Raw genomic sequence first — 20,044 nt, 5'->3', positions numbered from 1 at the left:
GGTAATTTCTGTGGTGCGGTTATCGCTCACTGTGAAGCCTCTTGGACTTGTCCGGCGAATAAGGCAGGGGAAGAGTCCGGGTGAAAGAGCTGGTGGCCGGCCAAAGCATGCGAACTATAGAACCGTTATTTTCCGGAATTGATCATTTGAGCTGGCTTACGGACAGAAGAAGCGTTATTTCTTGTGAAGTAGCTGTTTGTAGGCTATGCAGAAGGGAATTACGAATTCTAAGTCCGTATCTGTTGAGAAATAAATGGGAGAATGCACCTCAAATTCTGCAGCTTAATGCTCCCGGATAGCAGCTTGCGCAAAGCCTATTGAATCTGCACTATTACAAAAATATACTGTGTTTGTAAGCAGAAGTACGGGAGGGATGCATATGAAAATCACCATTGAGGGCATACCGGAAGACAGTGAGCCTGAGATTATTTTGAGGTGCAATGATCCAGATGAAGCGTTGCTCCAGCTGCTGCATTCCATTCCATCCATGGCGGCTTCCAAGAAGCTGGTAGGCATAACCGGACTTCAAATGCACATCATTGATCCGAACGAGGTGTATTATTTCGAGGCTGTGGACCACAAGGTTTTTATCTATTGTGCCGAGAAGGTGTACGAATCCAGACTGAGGCTGTATGAGATTGAGCTGGATTATGCACACAGGGACTTTTTTCGAGCTTCCAAATCAACCATTCTAAATATTGCTAAGATCAAGTCTGTCAGTCCGGTCCTTTATGGAAGATTCGAAGCTTTGTTGTACAATAGCGAAAAAGTTGTTATATCCCGGCAATATGTTCCTGTCTTAAAGCAAAAATTAGGACTCTGAGGGGGATCCATAATGAAAACTGGAAAATTCTTATCCTATATGGTGAAGGACTGGTTGGCGGCATGTGGATGTGTGACGATTCTGGTGGCCATTGTGATGGCCCTTAGCTCAACCAGTTCCGTAAAAGCCTCTATATTATGGCAGATTATATTGTTGGCTTCGGCTTTTATCTGCTTCAAATATGCATTAGTGAGCACACCTGGACTGGGTCAAAAAGCGCAAACGCTCTGCTTCTATATCTGTTTTGTGCTGGCAGATGTTTATGTGGTTATATGGCTATGGCTCTTCAGCTCGGGTCCGTTCCGGGAAAATGGGCGGCTGCTCCCATTCATGATTACCATCCTTGTGGTCAAGGGCATGGTGTACGCGATGTTGCACATTGATGGAAAAAAGGAAGCCAAACAGCTAAATGAGAAGCTGAACGAGTATCAGAGCGGTGGCAGACCATAAGGAATTTTATATTGGGAACGGCTCAAAGAAGCAGGGGATGAAATGATCCTTTGCTTTTTTTGCTACTTACTGATGATATCCGACGTAGATAAGTAAGATTGTATATATTTCCAAGTGGAGATGAACTTATGCTATTAGCCAAAGCCTCGTTAATCCGTACAGCAGACCCAAATAAGACAGACGGCCCGGAATCCTTGCTTGAGGAATCATATGAGCTATACCTACAGCGTCTGGAACAGGTTGAGCCGCAGATTCATGCCTTTGTCCCGGAGCCTGATGTCCAGAATCGGCTGAATGAGGAAATGAACAGTCTAAAACGGATGTATGGTGCAGAAGCAACAAAACCTGCGCTCTATGGGATTCCGGTTGGGATTAAGGATCTCCTGCATGTAAAGGGATTGCCTACTCAGGCCGGTTCCTGCTTACCGGCTGAGCTTCTGACCGGACCGGAAGGTTCATTGATCTCCCGACTTCGCTCCCTGGGAGTCCTAATGGCCGGAAAGACAGTTACCGAAGAATTTGCTTACAACGGTCCAATCGCAACCCTCAATCCGCACCATCTTGCCCATACCCCGGGAGGTTCGAGTGCGGGCTCAGCAGCAGCAGTTGCGGCAGGAATCTGTCCGCTGGCAATAGGGACGCAGACGCTACGCTCTGTGACTGCTCCTGCTTCATTCTGCGGTGTGACCGGCTTCAAGCCAAGTTATGGAAGAGTACCTCTGGATGGGGTTATTTTGCTGGCGCCTTCTTTTGATACCATTGGTTTTTTTACACAAAGTGTGTCAGATATGCAGGTTGCCGCATCCTTGCTTATCCCGGATTGGAGGATGGGGGAGCAAGCATCTAAAAGAAAGCCAGTACTTGGTATTCCGGGTGGGGTATACATGGAATTGATGAGCCCCGAGGTTAAGGCAGTCTTTACCACCCAGATCGATGTTCTCAAGCAGCAGGGCTATTTAGTGAAGCAGGTGAAAATGCCATGGGAAGATGAATTCATCTATGGGAATGCCATGCTGCGTTTTCTGGAGGGTGAAATGGCACGTGAGCATGCCTCAATGTTCAGGCAGCATGCAGAGTTATACGGGAATCCGGTAAGAGAAGCGATTCTTCGCGGCCGGGAAATCACCGATTGCGAGCTTGAGACTTACCGCAGGCAGCAATCCAGTCTCCGGCAGGAGCTGAAAACCCTCCAAGCTACGGAGGGAATTGATCTCTGGGTGTCACCCGCACAGGGCGGAACCGCACCGAAGCTTGGAGAAGGTACCGGCTGGCCGGGGATGACATCCATCTGGACCTTTGCGGGCTGCCCGACCGTCAGCATTCCTTCGGCCAGCATAAACAACCTGCCTTTGGGATTTCAGTGTATCGGGAGCCATGGCGAGGATGAGGCGCTGATCACCTGGGCGCAGCAAATTGCTGAAGAACTGTAATTTGCCTGCAGTACCATTCATTTCGTACTCAAAAACCGCATATTGATCTCTCCGCTGCCCGCCGTGTTCGGCTTCAGGCCTAGACGGAATGCGTGTTTCTTCAGTCTGGCCTTTACCTGGCAAGGCGTGAGCGAAGGACAGCTCTGCAGAAGCTGGGCAGCTGCCCCCGAGACGATAGGAGTAGAGATGCTGGTGCCGGACAACACGAAATATTGTTTGCCAAACCGCAGGTACGGGAAATTACGGGAAAGCTGAGAGCCTGGTGCACGAAGTGAAATAACAGATTCTCCAGGGGCAACAATATCGGGTTTAATCTTGCCACAAGGGGTTGGGCCACGGCTGGAATAGAAGGTAATTCGGTCATCCTTTTGAGTGAGGGTCCGTCGGTCATCAACCGCACCTACGGTAATAGCCGACGGACTGATGCCTGGTGACTCTATAGTTTTGCGTCCGGGTCCGCTGTTGCCAGCAGCGATTACCACAGTAAGTCCGGCGTGGACTGCTTTTTCAACAGCCTGACAGAGGAGGTCGTCCCCGCAAGATGTGCCCGCAGTTCCGCCGAAAGACATGGATAGAATACGCAGCTTCAGAAGTTTGCGCTTGGCAATACACCATTCAATTCCCTTAATAATAGTAGAGTCGTAGCCATCTCCGTTGATGTCCAGTACTTTAACACCTACAATCCCCGACTCAGGTGCAGGGCCTCTATATTTCCCCTTACTGAGCCAGCCATTGCCTGCCGCATCCCCGGTAATGTGTGTACCGTGTCCGTTATCGTCATAGGGGCGTTTGCGGTGGTTGATGAAGTCTTTGAATGCCACAATACGGTTCACGGGCCGGACCAGATCGGGATGAGGGAACACGCCGGTATCGAGTACTGCGATGTTAATCCCTTTTCCGGTAAGCCCTCTTGAGCGCTCCACAGCAGTTGCACCGATGGAAGGGGTGGCAATATTCAGCGATATGGATTTGATGTCATCCAGGTACACCTTGTGAACACCCTCCCAGCAGCATATCCGTTCCAGGCACTTTATTGAAATGTGTGAAGAGACCGCATTCAGCATTGGAATACGATGTTTGACAGACAAAACGTGAGAACCTAAATGCTTGTGCAAGGCTTGCATCCGGCTTAGGGTCAACTTGTGTTTGAATTGAATAATAACTGGCAAAGCCGATGATCCCTTACCGGAATGATACGTTTTGCGAATCCGGGTCCTCAGCGGACGGTTCATTTTGGAAGCATACTGCTTCATCCATGGTTTTTCGCCCATAGCTCTATCCCCTACCTCTCCGTTACAGGGTATGCGCGGAAAGATAGGATGGTACATATCTATGAAATTAAGGCAATGCCACATTTCTGGAAGAGTAGGCAAGAACGAGGTTCAAAGCGAGCGCAGACTGCATCTACTACTGTATCCTATCAGAAAGTGGTGAAGCAGATGAAAGCTCCAGACAAGAAAGCAATCATGGCCAAAAAAGCTTTATTGGCCAAAAAAGCAATGATGGCCCGCAAGGCAAATGCAAAGAAGGTAGTGAAAAGACGCAGAATCAGACAGACCTTTGACAGATTTGTAGTGCTTGCTACAAGCCTGGGTAATGTGAATAAGGATTCCACGGGTTGGACAGCTTCTCTGACAAGTGGTGCAGTTACGGTAACTGCTGATTTTGACGATTTTGGTGTTGCCAGATTCCCAACCATCAGCACTTTAACCAGTGTATCCTATGTACTGAGAATCAGAGATGAAGCTGGCAATCTCTTAACTACCAAAAGCGTCTCTGCCAACCGCGAGTTTTTTGTTGCCAGATTTTAATCTGGACGATTCCTTGAAATGAGCTCAAAAAGCGTGTACCCGGTGGTGCGCGCTTTTTGATATGCATATTCTACCTATTCATTACCTATAAATCCGCCGGCAACCTGAATATAATGGAAGTTAATGATAGCAAGGAGGCACAGGAAAAATGGATAGGCAAATAGAGGAGATTCTGAATAGGTTTGCAGCGATTTTTGTGGAAGAGTTGGAAGACAGCCTGACAGGGATATACCTGCATGGCTCCTTGGCTATGGGCTGCTTCAATCCGGCCGGAAGTGATATCGACATCCTGGTGGTAATCCGAGACAATCTGCCGCATGCAAGTGCAGCAAAGATTGCGCGCAAGCTTGTAATCCTGCGTGAGGAGATGGCAAACGGCCTGGAGATAAGTGTAGTCCGGGAAGCTGCGCTCGCACCTGTAACCTACCCGACGCCCTGTGAGCTGCATTTCTCCGATTACCATCTGGAGAGATACCAGGCTGATGAGGATTATGTATGCGGAGGCTATGAGGATGAAGACCTTGCTTCACAAATTGCAGTCGCTTACTACCGGGGCAGAACGTTATACGGGGAACCTCTTGCCAAGCGCTATCCAGCGGTGGGCGATAGCGCCTACTTATCCTCTATCCTGCACGATATTGCAGATGCGGCAACGGATATTTTGGAGAATCCCATGTATATGACATTGAATTTGTGCCGGGTGCTGTACTACATACAAGAAGGTCAAATCGCTTCGAAGAGGGAAGGCGGGGAGTGGGGGATTGCAAGCTTGCCTTCTGAGTTCAGAGAACTCGTGCAAGTTTTTTTGAATCAATATAATGGAATACCGGACATTAAGCAGGTCGAGCCAGGGGAATTGACCTTTTTTGCCGGATATATGCTGGATGAAATAGATAAGAAGAAAAGGGAAGCTAGATGATTATACCGGCGGTGTTCAGGACCTGGTGAAGTGAGTAGAGAAGTTGCTTCCTGTGTATGCCCACGCATTGGATCAGCCATATATTGAAGAGACGGTTCCGCTTTTGTCAATATCACAGGGCAGCATACGCCAAAAGTTAGTGATCGGGTACAATTCGGCTTAAGGATTTTGGCTGCAATGACAATAAACCTGCCATCACCATTCAAAAGACGGGGTTTACACGTTATAATATGCCCTAAACAGGTTACCCGAAAGGTCTGAGGAATGATGAGTCTGGAAACCTTAAACGAACGAGTGAAAACTGATCTTTCCTATCTTGCTTATGGGGGCGCAGACTGGGTACGGCCGCTGAACCATCCGGAAGGTCATGTATATGATGTTGTGATTGTGGGCGGTGGGCAGAGTGGCCTCGGAGCGGCTTTTGGACTGCTGCGTGAACGGATATCGAATATTCTGATAATGGATGAGAATAGTGAAGGGCTGGAAGGGCCTTGGGAAACTTACGCCCGGATGGTTACGCTGCGAACCCCCAAACATTTAACATCGGTGGATCTGGGGATTCCTTCATTGACCTTCCGCTCCTGGTGGGAGGCGCAGAACGGATCTGACAGCTGGGAAGCCGTCGACAAAATCCCGCGCGGTGACTGGATGAATTATCTGCGCTGGTACCGGAAGATTCTGGGCCTGCCCGTGATCAACGAGGTCCGGCTTGAGTGGATTGAACCTGGCGATGATGGAATTCATCGCCTGCATATCTCAGGTGCAGGAGCGCCGAAGGAACAATTGCTGGCGCGCAAGGTTGTACTGGCTACAGGTATTCAGGGCGGCGGTGAATGGCATGTCCCTCCGATGGTGGCTGACCATCTTCCGAAAGCCATGTATGCCCATACCTCAGAGGTTATGGACTATACTGCCCTCCGGGGAAAAAGAATTGCCGTTCTCGGCGGCGGAGCCTCAGCGTTCGACAACGCAAATTATCTGCTCTCTGAGGGGGCAGCAGAAGTCCATGTGTTTGTCCGCCGCGAGCAGCTTCCGAATGTCAACCCGATCCGTCAGATGGAAGTCTCGGGAATGATTGAACGGTATCATACGCTGTCTGACCGGGAGAAATATGCGGTGATTTCGCATTTTTTCAAATATAATCAGCCCCCGACCAATGATACCTTTGCCCGTGCGGCTGCTTGGCCGGGCTTCCAGCTTCATCTGGGTTCGCCTTGGTTGAAGGTGGAAGCGATCGGCGATATGGCAGTGGTGACAACGCCGAAAGGGGAATTTTCCTTCGACTTTCTCGTAGTCAGTACCGGCCTGCTTAGCGATCCAGGCCTGCGTCCGGAGCTGCGGCTGGTCGAGCGTCATATCGCCCGCTGGAGTGACCGTTATGAAGCGCCGCCTACTGAGGCGAACGCACTGCTGGATGCGCATCCGTATCTGAGTCCCGGCTTTGCACTCCAGCCACGGAATGAAGAGGGCCACAAGCATGTACATGGACTGTTCGTCTTCAACTATTCCGCGCTTGCCAGCTGCGGGCTGTCGGCATCCGCCATCTCCGGCATGAAGAATGCGGTCCCGAAGCTTGTGGCCGGGGTGGCCGACCAGCTATTCACGGATGACCGGGAAGAAATTCTCAGTGCCTTTTTTGCTTATAATGAAGTTGAATTTAGCGGGGTGTGGCCCCTGAGAACACTGGACTAGTAAGGCTTATGAACGCAATTGTATATTTTGCAGTAAGGGGGCTGTTTCATCGCAGAATGTCTTGCGGGGAGAAGCCCTCTTTTTGATTCGAATAACGACTCCTCCAGCCGCCAGTACTGATCATAACCTTGCTTGCCGTTGACCTCGCGCCTCCCCTCATTGATAATAAAAGAAGTTCACATTTCTTCTGGAGATTGGAGTAAGACCATGAGATACCGCAATATGGAAGAATGTATTACCGATTTGGAAAAACACGGGCACCTGGTCCGTATTCACGAGGAAGTCGACCCGAACCTTGAGATGGCGGCGATTCATCTGAAGGTCTACGAAGCGGGTGGTCCCGCCTTGCTCTTCGAGAAGGTCAAAGGCTCGAAGTACCGCGCAGTGTCCAATCTGTTCGGCACCATAGAACGCAGTAAATTTATATTCCGTGATACCTGGGAGTCGTCCCAGGATGTGATCGCTCTGCGCAGTGATCCGATGAAGGCGCTCAAGCAGCCGTTCAAATATGTCGGCACAGGACTGGCAGCGAGAAAAGCGCTGCCGTTGAAGAAGGGGAGCGGAGTTCCGGCCGGTTTTGAGGAGATCCGAATATCTGATCTGCCGCAGATTAAGCACTGGCCGGGGGATGGCGGGGCTTTTATCACTCTGCCCCAGGTGTATTCCGAGGACCCGGACAAGCCCGGCATTATGAATTCCAATCTGGGCATGTACCGGATTCAGCTTAGCGGCAATGAGTATGAGATCGATAAGGAGATCGGTGTGCATTACCAGATTCACCGGGGTATCGGTATTCACCAGACCAAGGCCACGAAGAAAGGCCAGCCGCTTAAGGTCAGCTGCTTCATCGGCGGACCACCCGCACATACTTTGTCTGCGGTTATGCCCTTGCCGGAAGGCTTAAGCGAAATGACCTTTGCCGGGCTTTTGGCAGGACGGCACTTCCGCTACAGCTATGCGGACGGCTTCTGCATCAGCAGTGACGCCGATTTTGTCATTACCGGCGAGATCCATCCCGGGGAGACCAGACCGGAGGGGCCTTTTGGCGACCACTTGGGCTATTACAGTCTGACCCATCCGTTCCCTGTGATGAAAGTGCATAAGGTCTACGCCAAAAAAGGGGCGATCTTCCCGTTCACCGTTGTAGGCCGGCCACCACAGGAGGATACTGCTTTCGGAGAATTGATCCATGAACTGACCGGCGGTGCGGTGAAGCAGGAGGTGCCGGGAGTCAAAGAGGTGCATGCAATTGATGCAGCGGGCGTCCATCCTTTGCTGTTTGCTATAGGCAGCGAACGCTACACTCCTTACCAGCAGTTAAAGCAGCCGGCAGAGCTGCTTACCATCGCGAACCGGATACTCGGGACAGGCCAGCTCAGTCTGGCGAAGTATCTGTTCATTACCGCAGAAGAAGACCGGCCGGTCAGCACGCACAAGATCGAGGATTTCCTAATCTACATTCTGGAGCGGATCAATCTGCACCGGGACATTCATTTTCAGACTAATACTACGATGGACACACTGGACTATTCCGGCACAGGAATTAACAGCGGCAGTAAAGTGGTTTTTGCCGCGGTGGGGGAGCAGAAGAGAACATTGTGTACAGAGATACCGGAGATTTTGAAGAATCTCCAGACGTTCGGACAGGCGAAAATGATAATGCCGGGGATTGTGGCCTTACAGGGACCGGAGTTTACCAATTATGCGGCAGCCCGGGAGGAAACAGACAGATTGAGTACCGCGATTCAGGAGCAAGGTGTACTCGATAGCTGCCCGATGATCATCTTGTGCGACGATAGTACATTTATGAGTGAGACGTTAAATAACTTCCTCTGGGCAACCTTCACGCGCAGCAATCCCTCACATGATATCTATGGGGTAAATAGTGGTGTGGAGAACAAGCATTGGTTCTGCGATAATGTGATCATTGACGCCCGTGTGAAGCCGCATCAGGCGCCGCCATTAATCCCGGATGCTGCGGTAGAGCGGAATATCGAACGTTTTTTTGCCCAGGGGGCCCCACTTGCCGGACTATACAAATCACGCTGAACTTAAGCGGGAGCTTTGCATCCATAACCTGAAGTCAGGCAGGATATTCATGAAATAAAGAGAACCACGACAGGCGTACCGGACGCTTGCCGTGGTTTTTGTTGTACTCGGCTATCGGGGCCAATCCAGCAAATGATATTGATAATATTGAAGAGGTCTTGCTACTATTGGGGGGATTCTAATACAGGCGAAACAGAGATGAAGGAGATCATACTATGGAAGTTCTGGACACGCAGCGGTTAACGATAAGAGGTTTCAAACCGGAGGACTGGGAGGACTTGCATGAATATCTTTCCCGGGAAGAGGTGGTGAGGTACGAGCCTTATGGGGTTTTTGATGAGGCGGCTAGTAAGGCTGAGGCGTTAAGACGATCGTCAGATCCTGCCTTTTGGGCGGTATGTCTGAAAGAGTCCGGTAAGCTGATAGGCAATTTATATTTTCAGCAGCAGGAGCCGCAGGCCTTCCAGACCTGGGAACTGGGCTACGTGTTCAACAGTGGATTTCAGGGCCAAGGGTATGCGACAGAGGCTTGTCTGAAGCTGCTGGAGTATGCTTTTAGTGAGCTGCATATTCGCAGAGTGACTGCCCATTGTGATCCCTGCAACCACCCCTCCTGGCGATTGCTTGAGCGTCTGCAGATGCGCAGGGAAGGACATATGCTTCAGACGGGCTACTTCAAGAGTGATACTGAAGGACATCCGCTCTGGCACGATACCTATGCCTACGGTTTGCTTAGAAGTGAATGGCTAAGAAGCCAGCAGGCAGATAGCAATAAGCAGCAGGCATAACGGGATGAAAATGGACCGTCTGCTGGGAATTGTGATCTATCTGTTGAACCGTGAAACCGTCAGCTCACGGGAGCTGGCAGCGAAATTCGAAGTGTCGCAGCGCACTATTCAGCGTGATATCGAATCTATTGGTCATGCGGGAATTCCTGTAGGTTCCCAGCAGGGGTTGAACGGGGGCTACTATATTCTTGACAGCTTCAAAATGAGCAGGCAGGTCCTGCAATCTGAGGATTATGCATATATTCTTACATCGCTTAAGGGATTGCTATCGGGGTATTCCAATATGAGGGCGCGGGATACCGTTGAGAAAATGACCGCCCTCGCAGCGGGCAAGTCTTCACCGGGCCTTCCGTTCCAGCTTGACTTGGGTGTGCTGCGAGAGGGAGAACACACAGCTGAGAATATAGCAATGATGGAAAAAGCGATCAAAGAGCATACACAGCTCCGTTTGCAGTACACAGATACTCATAATGATGTATCAGAGAGGTGCGTTGAGCCGCTGCTCCTGACTTATCAATGGTATGCCTGGTATTTGTTCGCCTATTGCTGCGGCAAAGAGGATTACCGGCTGTTCCGCCTCTCCCGGGTCCGGCAGATTTATCTTACCTCGCAGCCGTTTAGCCAAACGCATAGGGAGGCGGAAGTGCTGCTGGCAGAGCATGGAGACACACGAGCCCAAGTCCATGTGCGCCTTGTCAGCAAGGCAGCGAACAGGGTACTGCTGGCAGAGGCTTTTTCGAATGCGGAGATCCGGGAGGTTGGGGAGGATGAAATCATCATGTCCTTCAGTGTTCCGCAATCGGAAGAAGGCTGGTTTGGAAGGCTGCTGCAATACGGCCACCTGGTCACCGTGCTTGAGCCTGAGAGTCTTAGGCAGCGGATGCGACGCCAGGCTGAACGGATTCTGATCAAACACTGCTGAGATCAGAGTAGTTCTTCGGTAACTGCAAGGCAGGCTCCTGTTCTTCCCTTAGGCTGTGAATATCTTCGTTCTCGTCTTGATGCTTCTGTTGTCGATTACTTCTTCATAATTGCGGATCAGACCATCAAAAATCTGTTCCCAGGAACGGCCAAGTGCCTGTCTCCGTCCCTGGTTCCCCATAGTCTCCCTCAGGATAGAGCTGCTCACCATGCGGCAGATCTCCTCCACCAGCGAATCTGGCTGATGCGGCTCAAATAACGTGCCAGTAACCCCAGGCACGACCAATTCCTTACTCCCGCCCGCACCGGCGGCAATGACAGGCAGGCCTGATGCCATAGCCTCCAGCACCACGTTGCCAAAGGTTTCCGTGCTGGAAGGGAACACGAACAGATCTGCAGAGGCGTACAGCTCTTCGAGTTCTTCCCCGTGTTTTACACCGGTGAAGGTGACATTAATAGGGGCTTGCGACCGCAGCTCCGGCAGCAAGGGGCCGTCTCCGACCACCAGCAAGTGAACCTGGGCCGCAACGGATTCGGGCAGCTGCCGCAGGGCTTGCAGGAGAGTGGAGATATCCTTTTCCGGAGCAATCCGGCCTACATAGAGCAGCACCAGCGGTTCGGTAATTCCATAACGCCTCCGTATTTCGGCGGCGTTGCATTTATCCGGAGAATACTGCCGGCAATCAATACCTCTCGACCAGAGCTGCAGCCGTTCGAAGCCTTGCTCCTGCAATGTTCTTATTGTTTCCTGGGACGGAGCAAACGTAGCATCGCAAGAACGGTGAAACCACTTCATGTATTTCCAATATAGCGGGATAATTCTGCGAACCCGGTAGTATTCCAGGTAACGGTCAAAATGGGTATGGTAGGAGACGACATGAGGAAGGCCTTGCCTGTGGGCATAACGGAGGCCGCATAGACCGATGTTGAACGGAGTGGCCATATGCAGCAGATCAGGCCGGAAGGAATTCAACTGACTTTGAATGGAGGACATGCTGGGCAGAGCCAGCCTGCACTCCGGATACAGAAAAAAAGGAATGCTGGCTACAGGACGAACCGGATCGGGATAACTGCCTTCAGGGGCAGATTTGGGAGTGAACAGCACATGTTCAATCCCCCTGCGGTTTAGGTGACTGGTCAACCGGCCCAGTGTGCGGGCGACACCGTTGGTTTGCGGAAGAAATGTGTCCGTAAATAAGGCCAGGCGCATAGAATCCCTCCCTGTGGTCTTCTTGCCTTGATCGTAACAGGCGAATATTACACAGGAGTTAACCGGAGGTTAAACAAGTGAAGCGGACAAACAGTATTCATTAACATTATCAAATCTTTATTTTCTCTTGGTAAGATGTCTCCATACAGTAACGAGTGAGGATAGATGGGAAGGCCGTGACAGCTACGAATAGCGAAGGCAGGAGGGATACATTGAGCAGAATTGTGATCATTGATGATGAAGAGGCCCTGGTTCAACTGCTTACAGATGAACTGGAGGCCAAGGGACATGAGGTGCTGTCCGCTTATGACGGCATCGAAGGTGTCCGGCTTGCGGAGCGTGAGCCGGATCTGGTCATTCTCGACATTATGATGCCGGGGATGAATGGTTTTGAAGTCTGCCGCAGTATCCGCGACGAGGTGAACTGTCCGATTATCTTTCTAAGCGCCAGACAATCGGAAGCGGACCGGGTCCGCGGGCTTACGCTGGGCGGAGATGATTATGTGGTCAAGCCGTTTGGCCTCCGCGAGCTGATGGCCCGGATTGAGGCCAATCTGCGGAGGGAAGAACGGACGCGGCATAAGCCGCAGCAGCACAGCCGGCTGCGGTTCGGCAAGCTGGAGCTGAGCCTTAAGGAACGGCTGGTGAGTGTAGCAGGGGAGCCGGTCACACTAACCCGGCGGGAATATGACATCACCGAGCTGCTGGCGCTGCACGGCGGACAGGTTTTTTCGCGCGAGCATATTTACGAGAAGGTCTGGGGCTATGATGCCGAAGGAGATGCATCGACTGTAGTGGAACATATCAAGAAGATCCGGGCCAAGCTGGCTGCGGCAGATCCCTCAGGGGATTATATCGCCACCGTATGGGGAATTGGGTACAAATGGACCATTCAATAAGCAAGGAGCTGCCGTATGAACAAGAGACCGCTTAAGACGCAGGTTCAACTGGCTTTTATCTATATCATTCTAACCAGCGTCGTAGCGACGGTAATCACTTATGCTCTGGCTGCTCTGCTATTTACAAGGGTGGAGAATAAGCTGGTCTATCCCGCTAATCATTATGAGAAACGTCTGCCTGCTATCGAAAGTTATATTCTTCAGCAACAAACAGGGCTGCTTGCCACCTCGTCAAGAACGGCGCTGGATGCGGCAATTCCGGGTGAGGGCATCACTTACCAGGTGGTGGACAGGAATGCGGACATCCTATATGGCACACTGGATAATGTGCATATTCACGGCCGGACGGAGCTGTACAAGCTGCTGAACACTACCACTGGACTTCAAGGCAGATATGTACACACAGTGCCGATCATCGATTCAGAAGGCGTAGTTAAAGGAGCGGTACTGCTGTCTTACGCACTCAAACCCACTTATGTGAATGAATCCGGCAACGGGTGGCTGACCGTGATATTTGTAGGTGCACTGGTGTCGCCTTTTCTCTACATCATCTTATTCTCGCTGTTATTCTCGCGGCTGGTTGCCGGCAATATCAACAAGCCGCTGCGCCTGCTGATGGAGGCCGCACGCAAGATCAAAGAAAAGGATCTCGACTTCGAAATCGGCTATCATTCAGATAATGAGCTGGGCCAGCTTAGCAGTGCTTTTGCCGAGATGAAGGCAGAGCTGGCGAGCTCGCTTGAGGCGCAGTGGAGGATGGAGCAGGAACGTGTAGAGATGGTAGAAGCGCTGGCACATGATCTGAAGGCTCCGCTGTCCATCATCCACAGCTACTCCGAAGCGCTGATCGACTCCGGGGAACACAGAGACGGGAAGCTTCTTCGCTATCTTGGTGTGATCCGGGAGAATGCGAACAAAAGCAGTGAACGGGTTAGGCAGATGCAATATACATCAGATATGGAAAAATCCGGTTCCATACTCCAGACGGAGACATTTGAGCTCGCACCGTTTCTGGAACGCAAGATTTCGGCTTATTCGGTGGAGGCTGCGCGGAAGGACATACAGATTATTCTGCGGATGGAAGAGGCTGCAAGAATATCCCTGCATACTGACGCGGAGCTACTGGAGCGTATTCTTGATAATGTGGTGATGAACAGTATGGAATATACGCCAACCGGCGGCTCCATTTCTGTAGTGGTCAACTTGCTCGGCAGCCGTATCTCATACGAGGTCTGTGATACAGGACCGGGGTTCAGCCGTAAGGACCTGGAGAAGGCTGTTCAGAAATTCTACCGCGGCGATGATGCCCGGGGCAGCAGGGACGGTCATTCGGGGCTCGGACTGTATATTGCACAACAGCTGGCAGCGAAGCTGGGCGGGGCGATCCGGTTGAGCAATACACCTGAAGGGGGAGCCTGTGTGGTTGTGGAGCATGAATACCGCAGATGAGGATTGAAAAGGTATGTTGCGGCTGAAACAGCACACAAACAGACCTCCGGCTGGAGATCTGTAAGGGGGATATGCGGTAAGAAAAGGGAAGCCTTCATTGATATTTTAGGATATGATTCCTGCTTCCCAGATCGGTTCGGCATACAGATTCTTTAGCTTGCTGCTGCACTCTTTGCCCGTATCATAGGAACGGTTGCCCAGTACATACTTAAAGTGCTCTAGCGCGTGGGCGGCTTCTGCCGGCACCGTGCTGTTCAGCCAGGAAGCCAGAGCCCGCAGCACGGTCCGCCCTTCAGCAAGCGCCTCTTCCCAGAGGTCCCAGACACTTTCAGTCCGGACTTCGGAGTAGAGTGCGGAATGCCGCCACTCCCCGTGTTTTTCGTTCAGATAATCAAGCTTCTCCTCGGCCGGGGACAGCTGCTGTGAGAATAGACGGCGGGCTTTGCCCCTCAGCAGAGATTTCTTCCAACCCTTCGGATCGAATAAACATTTATGTGCCAAAATCATATCCAGGTACGCTTCATGCCAGATCTCGGCGGGGAGCCGGCGGGTTTCGGGATACCAGTCTGATGCGGTTTCATGCAGAATGTTGTGGATAGGGAAGGGCAAATGGGAGCCTACATTGATTTTTTTCCAGGCTGCATGGCGCCACGTATCCAGCTGTTTCAGCCGCTTCATGAACAAGGTGTCGAGGACGATCTCAAAGCGCTGGTGATTGCGGTGCTTGTATCCCGCTTTCCAGTTAATGTAGGGATGAAAATTGCGGTCCAGCAGATGATGGGTAAGGAAGCCGAGAAAATATTGCTGAGTCTCCTTCAGCTCGTCGGAGGGAAGAGCCAAGGACCGTTGCCAGAATTCAACCAGCACTGGACCGCAGTTCTCCGTATGCATGAGGTCACCGAGCTGAAGCGCCCGTGTGTCCTTTTTCCAGGGCAGAAAGCTGTGGTAGAGCAGGAAATCCGGTCCCTGGCAGCCGAGCTGGTACAGCTCAGGACGAGACTTCATCTCCGCAAGAAAAGGGAACTCATCGCTGAACTCTTCCGCTAGCTGCTGCCCATACTCCAGATGCATCCAAATGTTAGGCATTCCTCTCACCCCTCTGATCATTGTTATCTTCAGCATACAGGTTTCGTGTTAAAAGAGATTGAACAATACTCAAGCGAATTGTAATTCTCTTGATCATGGACGGAGGAAAGTGAGGTTATTCGTCCCCTCTCCCTTTCAGATTACTCCTCACTCCAATCAATATCAATAAGCCGTCTGAAGTGGTTCATCCAGCCCGGTGCTTGGGAAGGATATTCAGCAATCGGGAAGAAATTGTTCCATTCTCATCCTGTTATAATCAGGCTGTAATACTACAAATACATGCAGAGGTGATCAGAGAATGGGATTTCAGGCAGGCCAGCTTTTTGTGAATTTGCCGGTTAATGATCTGCAGGCTTCGATTAACTTTTTTACCGCACTTGGTTTTGGGTTCAACCCTCAGTTTACGGATCAGAACGCAACTTGTATGATCATCAACGACAATACATTTGCCATGCTGCTAACCAAAGAATTTTTCAAAACCTTCGTTTCCAAAGAAATCGCCGACTCCTCCAGCCACACCGAGGTGATCATGGCCTTCTCCGCATCCAGCAGGGCAGAGGTGGACGAGCTGGTGCATAAGGCGCTGGCCGCAGGCGGCAAGAAGTATAACGATCCGATAGACCACGGTTTTATGTACAGCTGGAGCTTTCAGGATATCGATGGTCATCTATGGGAAACCATGTATATGGAAGAGGGTACACCTGAGCAGGCGTAGTTCATGTTTCATAATTGAATGATTATCAGTGAATTGCGGGTTACCGGGTGGCCGGAGCCTGCTTTTTTTGTGGGTGATGGAACATTATGGTTCCAATTAATTAAAATTTGTGGTAATATCTATGCGAACTTACGTTCCTGATATCAATCCTGATGAAGGGTGGACGTTATGGTGACAGAACGGTTTGCAGAGATTGATGGAGTTATTGCTTATATTCATGAGTATATGTATGACCATCTGCCGCTGGAGAGGCTGGCCCGCTATGCCGGATACAGTCCGTATCACTTTGCGCGGATCTTCAAGGAGAGAACTGGCCTGTCTCCGCTGTACTATGTGTCCTCCCACCGCCTGCAACGGGCAAAGGATCTGCTGCTGCGCACGGGCCTCACAGTCCGCGATATTTCCCTGGAGATCGGTCAGCAGAGCCTCGGGACCTTTACCTCCCGCTTTACAGCCCGGGTAGGTATGTCTCCGGCAGAATTCCGTAATTCGGAGCAATATGCCGGAGATCAGATGAGCTCGTTAAGGAAGCTGCAGGACTGGAGGTTCTCTTATCCGATCAGCCGGATGCCTACTTCTGTACATGGGACGATATCTGCAGAGGATCCTTTTGACGGGGTGATTCTGATCGGGCTTTTCGCTAAACCTATTCCTGAGGGACTGCCGCTATACGGTACTCTGCTCTCATCGCTGGGTCATTTTCACTTCGATCATGTTGCCCCTGGGACTTATTACCTGCTAGCTACCTCCATATCTTGGGGAACACACGCGATGGACTTCCTCCTTCCACACACCACACTGCGTACACGGTCGAGAACTCCGATTCATGTCGGACCAGGTACTCTGGTTCCGCATCAGCGGGTAACTCTGCATCCTCCAAGGCTGGACGATCCGCCGATTCTCATCTCGCTGCCGCTGCTCATGAACCGCTTCTTGAACCGGATGGCAGTCAGATAGCCGTTAATGCCGCAGCCCTTTACGTACCCCTTACAAAAGTTACGAGAACAGTTAATATCCAGCTTCTACAATAAGTGTGGTAGTAAAATATACCTATTGTGATTTGAAGCTTGATATGAAGGGATGATTCGTTTGAAGGGACAACGGTTGCACTTTTCTATGAAATGGAAGCTGATTCTAAGTTTCACCGCCATTACGCTAATTTTTCTGGGGGTGGCCTTGTACCAGGGGAACAAGATCGGTCAAGTGGAGCTTTCTATGGAAAAGCAAAAGACAGAGATGGAGAAACGAATCATTGTCTCAACGGTTACCCAGTTGCTGCAGGAGCTGAACCGTGCTGAGACGGCACTTGCTGAATCAAGTGATCTGGAACTTGCGGGCGCCTTTAAGGACAAGCAGCAGCAGCTTGCCGCTGAATTGGCCAAACTCCATTTTGAGACAGCTACCCCTGCCTCCCAAAACTTAGAACTGCTTCGTACCCAGGCTGGGGAATATAAAGGGATCTTTGATCAACTGATCCAGACTATGGGCGACGACAGCCTGGATCCGTTAGCGGTGCTGGAACAGATAGATGACCTACATACAAAGGCATTAACCCTTAGTCAATCCATGCTGCAGACGAACAGCAAGCTGTATGCCGCCGCTGCCGATAATGCCGAGCAGGCGCAAAATCATTCTTTTGTGATGCTGGACGACACGGTTTCTATCATTATTTACGCAGCAGGGGGAGTGTTCCTTTTTACGCTGCTTCTTGGTTGGCTGCTGATCCGTTCTTTCGTAACGCCGGTCGGCAAGCTGCAGGCAGCTCTGCGTGAGATTGCTGATGGTGATTTGCGGCAGCAGATCAACTCTCCATATCATGATGAGCTTGGGCGGCTCAGCCACCATTTCGACCATATGGTGAGTCGGGTGCGTGACATGCTGCGGCAGACTATGACTGCTGCCTCTTCCTTGGCAGATTATTCGCATTCCTTCCAGCAGTCATCACTCATCACCGCCCATACCAATCAGGAAATCCTCCATACCATCCAGGAAATTTCCGTCGGAGCCGGACAGCAGGCAGAACAATCGGAGCAAAGCACATTGCTGCTGCAGGAGCTGGAGCATGGGGTTCATGAGATCACGGATTTTACCAATGGAATGCTCATAACCAGCGAAGCAGCGAATCAGAATACACGCAAAGGCTCGGAGACGGTAACTGCTCTGCGTCAGACTTCCTATCAATCCCGTGCATCTATCACCAAAATGTATGAAGCACTGGAAAAGCTCGTTCAGCAGTCCGGCGATATTTCGCGCATCACCCAGTCGATTACAGAAGTCTCTAAGCAGACGAATATCCTGTCCTTGAACGCTTCTATTGAAGCAGCCCGGGCAGGGGCATCGGGCAAGGGGTTTGCCGTTATTGCCGATGAGGTAAGGCATTTATCCGTTCAGACGAATGATTCCTCCATTCATATCAGCCGGATCATTAATGACCTGCAGAGCAGCATGGCGGATGTTCAGGATTATATGCGGGAAACCCAAAGAAGCCTGGAGGAGCAGGACCATCAGGTGACAGAGACCCTTGCTTCCTTCGAGGCTATTGATGAATCTATCTCTGGTATCAGCCGCCAGATCGGACAAATTCACCAGAAGGTGGATGAGACCCGGAAGATCAACACCCGTCTGGCAGATTCTGTGCATTCAGTAGCTGCTGTAGCTGAGCAGACTGCTGCGGGCGTTCAGGAGGTAAATGCATCCAGCACCCAGCAGGATCAGGCGATCAGTGACATTGCCCGGCAGGCGGTGGAGATTCATGAAATTTCGCAGCAGCTGTTCCGGGAGATTCATGTATTCAGAATTGACGAAGAGACCGGAGCAGATGCCCCGGCCGGTCTGTTATTAATAATGGATGAATCCAGAGGAGAGAACGTGGAGACGTCAGGCCAGCTACTCGCGATGGCCGAGTGAAGCCTTTCGCTCCCGGGCCAGTTCGAGGACCAGTTCCGGGAACCATTCTGCAAGCGTTAGAAACTGGAAGCCCGCCCCGCGGGCTTTTGCTGTATCCATGTACCAGGACTCCCCGATTCCAAATGGCGACATATCTTTATCGGCAGCTTCACTCTGAACGATCGCCTGCCGTCCGGCTGCCTGCCCGATAATCGATAAGATATCCCCGATCGCCAGTGTTCCGTCTGAGCACGCATTCACAGGACCTGTCAGTGTCGAGAACCCCAACCAATACAGGAAATCTGCCGCCTCGTCTGAACGGATGAATGAGATCAGTGCTCTCGGGTTGGGTATCCCGATGGGCTGTCCTTCCTGCACATGCTCAATATGAAAATGCAGCCGCTTCGTATAATCATCTGTCCCGAGCACGATCGGAAACCGGACCGCTGCCACAGGAAAAGCGGCTTGTCTCAAGAAGACCGTTTCAGCCAGTCGTTTACCTTCCTGGTAGCTGAAATCTTCTTTTGCACCTAGCCGCAGCGGATAAGACTCCGGATCAAAGTCCGTTTCGCTGAGAATTTCAGGTCTTGGATCATACACGGACAAGCTGGAGGTCAAGATATATCGTTCTGTTGTGTCCGCGAAGATACGGCAGGCCGCAGCGGCCTCGTCCGGGGAATAACAGATGTTGTCATAGACTACGTCCCAGACGGTATCTCCCACTGCTTCAGCAAGTGCCTCCGTATCTGTGCGGTTCACGTTTATTCGCTTCACACTGTCCCCAAAGCTATCCTCCGTCAGTCCCCGGGTCAGAATGGTAACCTGGGTATCTGCATCCCGGAGCAGGCGCTCCACTAACCTTTTGCCAAAAAAACGGGTTCCCCCGAGTACAAGTATGTTCCTCATGGTATACACT

Annotated in this window: 18 protein-coding genes; 14 read left to right on the top strand and 4 right to left on the bottom strand. The window is 51.2% G+C overall.

The annotated features are described in order from the left end of the window. Positions 1 to 379: 379 nt before the first annotated feature. From AC0MA3_RS20275 to AC0MA3_RS20265, 3 genes are all read left to right on the top strand, one after another. Positions 380 to 823 carry a LytTR family DNA-binding domain-containing protein gene (locus AC0MA3_RS20275; protein WP_474657502.1) on the top strand — a complete coding sequence of 148 codons (444 nt, stop codon included), beginning with the start codon at positions 380 to 382 and terminating at the stop codon, positions 821 to 823. A gap of 12 nt (positions 824 to 835) precedes the next feature. Then, entirely contained in the window at positions 836 to 1,273 is a 438-nt protein-coding gene (locus tag AC0MA3_RS20270) for a hypothetical protein (protein ID WP_474657501.1), read from the top strand. A gap of 128 nt (positions 1,274 to 1,401) precedes the next feature. After that, positions 1,402 to 2,703 carry an amidase gene (locus tag AC0MA3_RS20265; protein ID WP_474657500.1) on the top strand — a complete coding sequence of 434 codons (1,302 nt, stop codon included), beginning with the start codon at positions 1,402 to 1,404 and terminating at the stop codon, positions 2,701 to 2,703. A gap of 17 nt (positions 2,704 to 2,720) precedes the next feature. Here the strand turns inward: AC0MA3_RS20265 and AC0MA3_RS20260 are convergent, their stop codons facing one another. Beyond that, the gene (locus AC0MA3_RS20260) at positions 2,721 to 3,974 is read right to left on the bottom strand and encodes a S8 family peptidase (RefSeq protein ID WP_474657499.1); all 1,254 of its coding nucleotides are present in this window, start codon (positions 3,972 to 3,974) and stop codon (positions 2,721 to 2,723) included. Between the two features lie 168 nt (positions 3,975 to 4,142). Here AC0MA3_RS20260 and AC0MA3_RS20255 point away from each other — a divergent pair, with 168 nt between their 5' ends. The 6 genes from AC0MA3_RS20255 (at position 4,143) to AC0MA3_RS20230 (ending at position 10,884) form a co-directional block, all read left to right on the top strand. Next, positions 4,143 to 4,514 carry a hypothetical protein gene (locus tag AC0MA3_RS20255; RefSeq protein WP_474657498.1) on the top strand — a complete coding sequence of 124 codons (372 nt, stop codon included), beginning with the start codon at positions 4,143 to 4,145 and terminating at the stop codon, positions 4,512 to 4,514. Between the two features lie 148 nt (positions 4,515 to 4,662). Beyond that, positions 4,663 to 5,433, top strand: a complete 771-nt coding sequence (locus AC0MA3_RS20250; protein WP_474657497.1) for an aminoglycoside adenylyltransferase domain-containing protein — start codon at positions 4,663 to 4,665, stop codon at positions 5,431 to 5,433. A gap of 267 nt (positions 5,434 to 5,700) precedes the next feature. Then, entirely contained in the window at positions 5,701 to 7,125 is a 1,425-nt protein-coding gene (locus AC0MA3_RS20245; protein WP_474657515.1) for an NAD(P)-binding domain-containing protein, read from the top strand. A 207-nt stretch (positions 7,126 to 7,332) separates the two neighbouring features. Further along, on the top strand, positions 7,333 to 9,174 hold the full coding sequence (locus AC0MA3_RS20240) for a UbiD family decarboxylase (protein WP_474657496.1): 1,842 nt from the start codon (positions 7,333 to 7,335) through the stop codon (positions 9,172 to 9,174). Positions 9,175 to 9,389: 215 nt separating this feature from the next. After that, the gene (locus AC0MA3_RS20235) at positions 9,390 to 9,962 is read left to right on the top strand and encodes a GNAT family N-acetyltransferase (protein ID WP_379153935.1); all 573 of its coding nucleotides are present in this window, start codon (positions 9,390 to 9,392) and stop codon (positions 9,960 to 9,962) included. Between the two features lie 4 nt (positions 9,963 to 9,966). Beyond that, positions 9,967 to 10,884, top strand: coding sequence for a helix-turn-helix transcriptional regulator (locus tag AC0MA3_RS20230; RefSeq protein WP_474657495.1), 918 nt, complete (start codon positions 9,967 to 9,969; stop codon positions 10,882 to 10,884). A 48-nt stretch (positions 10,885 to 10,932) separates the two neighbouring features. On the opposite strand, the gene AC0MA3_RS20225 is transcribed toward AC0MA3_RS20230, so the two are convergent. Then, the gene (locus AC0MA3_RS20225; protein ID WP_474657494.1) at positions 10,933 to 12,093 is read right to left on the bottom strand and encodes a glycosyltransferase family 4 protein; all 1,161 of its coding nucleotides are present in this window, start codon (positions 12,091 to 12,093) and stop codon (positions 10,933 to 10,935) included. Positions 12,094 to 12,305: 212 nt separating this feature from the next. Here AC0MA3_RS20225 and AC0MA3_RS20220 point away from each other — a divergent pair, with 212 nt between their 5' ends. After that, positions 12,306 to 12,992, top strand: a complete 687-nt coding sequence (locus AC0MA3_RS20220; protein WP_379153929.1) for a response regulator transcription factor — start codon at positions 12,306 to 12,308, stop codon at positions 12,990 to 12,992. A gap of 15 nt (positions 12,993 to 13,007) precedes the next feature. Beyond that, positions 13,008 to 14,441, top strand: a complete 1,434-nt coding sequence (locus AC0MA3_RS20215; RefSeq protein ID WP_474657493.1) for a HAMP domain-containing sensor histidine kinase — start codon at positions 13,008 to 13,010, stop codon at positions 14,439 to 14,441. Between the two features lie 105 nt (positions 14,442 to 14,546). Here the strand turns inward: AC0MA3_RS20215 and AC0MA3_RS20210 are convergent, their stop codons facing one another. Continuing rightward, positions 14,547 to 15,527: a zinc dependent phospholipase C family protein gene (locus AC0MA3_RS20210; RefSeq protein WP_474657492.1), complete on the bottom strand. Its 981-nt coding sequence runs from the start codon at positions 15,525 to 15,527 to the stop codon at positions 14,547 to 14,549. 298 nt (positions 15,528 to 15,825) lie between these two features. Between AC0MA3_RS20210 and AC0MA3_RS20205 the strand changes: the two genes are divergently transcribed. The 3 genes from AC0MA3_RS20205 (at position 15,826) to AC0MA3_RS20195 (ending at position 19,149) form a co-directional block, all read left to right on the top strand. Then, positions 15,826 to 16,242, top strand: a complete 417-nt coding sequence (locus tag AC0MA3_RS20205; protein WP_474657491.1) for a VOC family protein — start codon at positions 15,826 to 15,828, stop codon at positions 16,240 to 16,242. A 168-nt stretch (positions 16,243 to 16,410) separates the two neighbouring features. Then, complete coding sequence (locus AC0MA3_RS20200) at positions 16,411 to 17,199, top strand: helix-turn-helix transcriptional regulator (RefSeq protein WP_474657490.1); 789 nt, start codon at positions 16,411 to 16,413, stop codon at positions 17,197 to 17,199. Positions 17,200 to 17,358: 159 nt separating this feature from the next. Beyond that, entirely contained in the window at positions 17,359 to 19,149 is a 1,791-nt protein-coding gene (locus AC0MA3_RS20195; protein ID WP_474657489.1) for a methyl-accepting chemotaxis protein, read from the top strand. On the opposite strand, the gene AC0MA3_RS20190 is transcribed toward AC0MA3_RS20195, so the two are convergent. Next, on the bottom strand, positions 19,129 to 20,034 hold the full coding sequence (locus AC0MA3_RS20190) for an NAD-dependent epimerase/dehydratase family protein (RefSeq protein ID WP_474657488.1): 906 nt from the start codon (positions 20,032 to 20,034) through the stop codon (positions 19,129 to 19,131). The two genes, AC0MA3_RS20195 and AC0MA3_RS20190, sit on opposite strands and share 21 nt — an antisense overlap. Between the last annotated feature and the right edge of the window lie 10 nt (positions 20,035 to 20,044).

The organism is Paenibacillus sp. LS-5 (assembly GCF_056121505.1).
The sequence above is the reverse complement of the archived record's forward strand: the minus strand, read 5'-3'. Positions and strand labels throughout refer to the sequence as shown.